The organism is Vannielia litorea (assembly GCF_018424695.1).
Taxonomy (GTDB): Bacteria; Pseudomonadota; Alphaproteobacteria; order Rhodobacterales; family Rhodobacteraceae; genus Vannielia; species Vannielia litorea_A.
On record NZ_QTNQ01000163.1, the window covers coordinates 1 to 3625 of the forward strand.

Genomic DNA, 3625 nt, shown 5'->3' on the forward strand with positions numbered 1-3625 from the left:
GGGTGTGGGGGGCTGGCCCCCCACTGAACGACTTGGTGTGGGGGGCTGGCCCCCACTGAACGGCGCGGCGTGCGGGCAGCCGGCCCCCACGGGCTTCACACCCCGTGCACCGGCACGAGATGATTGTCCCAGCTCGCCTGATGCCGGGCCAGTGGCGTGGCGGTGCCGCCTGCCGCCAGCGCAAAGAGCCCGCCCATGCCGTCCGACGCGAGGAACCCCGCGCCGCGCGGGGCCAGGCCGCAGATGTCGGCCCGTTGCCAATGTGCCGTCAGCTCCGCCGTTGCGGCATCGAAAATCTGCACCTCCCCGCCGCGGGGCGAGGTGATGCCGACGAAGGCGCCGTCACCGGAAAAGGCGACCGACCCGGCATAGCCCTGCATCGCCAGCGCGCGCAGCGGCGGCGCCGTGCACAGCCGCAGCGGCTGGCCCGCCTGCCAGAGCCCCAGCAGCGGCACCGGCTCGGCCAGATCGCGCTGCCACTGCATGGCGAAGCCCGCAAGGCCGTCGGCGCGCAGGGCGAGGTGGCGGATGGAGTTGAAGCGCAGTTCGGGGGGCAGCTCGGCCACCTCGCGCGGGCCGCTGTCGGGCGAGACGACGGCGATGTTTGGGCGCATGGTGTCAAGATTCAGCACGGCGCGCTCCGAGTCGGGGTGGGTGCGCAGCCCGCCGTTGGCCACCAGCAGGTTCTCGTCGCCGGGCAGCGTCAGGATCTCATGCGGGCCGATCCCGCCGGAGGCGACCTCGCCGATCCGTGCGTAGCCTTCATCGGGGGCCCAAAGGCCGATGACGCCTTCGCCGCCTTCATAGGCGTTTTCGGAGGTGGCCAGCACCGTGCCACCGTGCAGGAAGGCCCCGTGGCCGTAGAAGTGCCGCCCGGCGGGGGCCTCCAGCCGGGCGGTTTCGCGGCCCGAGGTGCAGTCGATCACCAGCGCGAAGCGGCCCGGGCGGCGGGCGAAGGCGACGGCCTGGGGCCGGGTGGGGTGCGCGGCTGCGGCGTGGCCCCGGTTGGGCATGGGGAGCTGAAAGCGCAGCGCGCCCGCGGCGGAGAGGCCGCAGAGCTGGTAGGCGCCCGAGGGCGCGCGGGCGGCGGCGAGATAGGCCGGCGCGCCCGCGTCGGCCCAGCCAGCCCGCGGCAGGGCGGCGGCGGCGGCGAGGCTGGCGATGAAGTGCCGACGGGCAATCATGGGCGTCTCCGGGGTTACGATTTTTCGTACGAAAAATCGTGGGTCTGTGTCAGTCGCCGTCGAGCGCGTTGAAGCCCTGTCCGACGTTCAGGTGGTCGCCAACCTCGGCGGCGGCGGTCTCTTTGAGCAGTTCGAGGTAGGAGGTGAGGCTTTCGACCCCCATGCGCGCGACCGGGTCGCTCACGCCCTGAAAGCCGGGTTCGTCGAGGTCCGCGAGCCAGGCCTCGGTCTCGTCGAAGAGCCTTTGCGTTTCACTGGCCTCGCCATCGGCCAGCAGGCGGGCGAGCTCTTCCAGCGCCTCCAGCGAGAGTGCAAGGTTGCGCTGGGACCGGCCCGAGCGCCAGGCCTCGGCGCGGGTGGGGCGGGGCTTTTCGAAGCTGCCCAGCGGGCGGGCGAGGCGGGCGTCGTCGTTATACTCGATGCCCGAGATCAGGGCGGTGAAGAGCGCCTGCGCGGCCTCGCGGGGCGCGAGGTAGGTGGTGTTGCCGTCGTCGCCCGCCGTGCGCAGGGCCTCGGCGGTGGCGGGCCAGCCGGCGTTCAGCGCCTCGGCCTTGGCGGCGATGTCATGGGCGATGGCGCGGGTGAGGGCGCAGGAAAAGCTGCCGGGTTCGTAGCCCGAGAGCGCCTCGTCGTAGAGCATGCGCTCCAGCGCCATGAAGCCCTGCACGGCGACCGACTGGGCGGCGAAACCTTCGGGCGTGGTGGTGGCCGGGTCGGCGGCCTTCAGCAGCAGGTCGAGCTGGCGCGCGGTGAAGCCCTTGGTATCGGGCCAGAATTGCAGGGCGAGCGGGCCGCCGAGATCCTGCAAGGGCCCGAGGGCGAGGTGCTGCACGCCGATCCAGCCGTCGAAGGCATCGTGGTAGGCGGGCTTCAGGGCCTCTGCGGTGCAATCGGCCTGCGCGGCGGCGTCGAGCGCGCTGGCGGCCTCGGCGAATGCGGCGTGGCGCGGGAGGATGTGGCCTTCGATGGCTTCGGGCACGCCTGCGTGGAGCGGGGTGGCGAGGAGGAGGGCAGTGAGCAGATGTTTCATCGGGGGCTTTCGGATGGTGGGCAGATTGCCCACCCTACAGGCTTTCGAGATAGCGGATCAGGGCGGCGCGGTCTTCGGGGGGCATCTCCACCACGGCGTCCCGCTGGGGCCGGGCCTCGCCGCCGTGCCAGAGGATGGCTTCGAGGAGATTGCGGGCGCGGCCATCGTGAAGGAACTGGGTGTGGCCGCTCACCTGTTCCGTCAGGCCGATGCCCCAGAGCGGGGCGGTGCGCCACTCGGTGCCCGTCGCCCGCGCCTCGGGGCGATTGTCGGCCAGCCCCTCGCCCATGTCGTGCAGCAGGAAATCGGAATAGGGCCAGATGAGCTGGAAGCTTTGTTCGGGCTGGCCGTCGAGCCGGTGGGTGACGAATTTGGGTGTGTGGCAGCTTGTGCAGCCGGTGTCGTAGAACACCTGCTTGCCGTGGAGCACCTGCGGGTCATCCACCGCCACGCGGGCGGGGACGGCGAGGTTGCGGGAGTAGAAGGTGACAAGGTCGAGCCCGTCGGCGCCGATCTCGAAGCCGCGCGCGTCGGTGTCGCCGTGGGGGGCTTGCTGGCAGGCGGATTGGGCGAGGACGCAATCACCCGCGCCGCTGGGGTGGAGCGGGGTGCTGATGCCGATGTCCCCGGCGAAGGCGGCGGCGGATTGCTCGCGGATGGTGGGCATGCCGGCCTTGAGGCCGAAGCGGCCGAGCATGGGTTTGTCATGCTCCAGCGACCAGACGATGTTGGCGCGGCCCGAGATGCCATCGCCGTCGGCGTCGTCTTCATCGGCGTTTGCGAGGATGTCTGCCGCCGGGATCGCCTCGACCAGGCCGAGGCCGATCATCTGGGGGGCGACGCGGGGGGAGAGCATGGCCTCCGGGTGGAGCGGGCCCCAGCCGAGGTTGTCGGCCGTGTAAGTGGGCGCGCGGAGGGAGGCGGTTTCGCCGCCCGAAAGCGCCACCGGGATTTCCTCATAGGTGATGCCGAGGCGGTATTCGGCGGGGATGCCGGGCAGGGAATGGTCCTGCATCTGGCCGCCGTAGGTGGGCTCGGGGAGGGTGGCGAGGTAGCCCTCGATCTCGGCGATGCCGTCCTCGGGCCCGCCGGGGATGGAGACGCGCAGGAACATGGTGGTGCCATCGTCCTCGCCCGGCTGGGGCGGGTGGCCGCGCCCGTCTTTCAAGTGGCAGCGCTGGCAGGAGCGGGCGTTGTAGAGCGGGCCGAGCCCGTCGGAGGCGAGCGTCGAGGAAGGGGCGGAGACCCAGAGCTTGCGGAAGAGGCCGTTGCCCAGCTTGAAATCCAGTTCGCGGGCGAAGTCGATGTTGCCGGAGGGCTGGGAGAAGGCATCGGCGTTGCCGCGCCGCCGCACGGTGGCCGCACCGCCGGGGTTTTGCTCGAAGGCTTCTGCGGCGGAGAAGCTGGTGGC

3 protein-coding genes are annotated in these 3625 nt (G+C 71.5%); all 3 read right to left on the bottom strand.

Features of this window, described 5'->3' with window-relative positions; genetic code table 11:
• Nucleotides 1-95: 95 nt before the first annotated feature.
• Nucleotides 96-1184 (bottom strand): DUF1513 domain-containing protein, encoded by a 1089-nt coding sequence (locus tag DYI42_RS23500; protein ID WP_213549499.1) that lies wholly within the window; start codon nucleotides 1182-1184, stop codon nucleotides 96-98.
• Between the two features lie 49 nt (nucleotides 1185-1233).
• Nucleotides 1234-2214, bottom strand: coding sequence for an imelysin family protein (locus DYI42_RS23505; RefSeq protein WP_213549500.1), 981 nt, complete (start codon nucleotides 2212-2214; stop codon nucleotides 1234-1236).
• A 34-nt stretch (nucleotides 2215-2248) separates the two neighbouring features.
• Nucleotides 2249-3625: di-heme oxidoreductase family protein (locus DYI42_RS23510; protein ID WP_213549501.1), on the bottom strand; the 1377-nt coding region annotated here is incomplete at its 5' end.

What these genes read in the sequence shown, in the direction of transcription:
- DYI42_RS23500 (WP_213549499.1), bottom strand. Translation starts at nt 1,184, where the DNA reads ATGATTGCCCGTCGGCACTTCATCGCCAGCCTCGCCGCCGCCGCCGCC.
- DYI42_RS23505 (WP_213549500.1), bottom strand. Translation starts at nt 2,214, where the DNA reads ATGAAACATCTGCTCACTGCCCTCCTCCTCGCCACCCCGCTCCACGCA.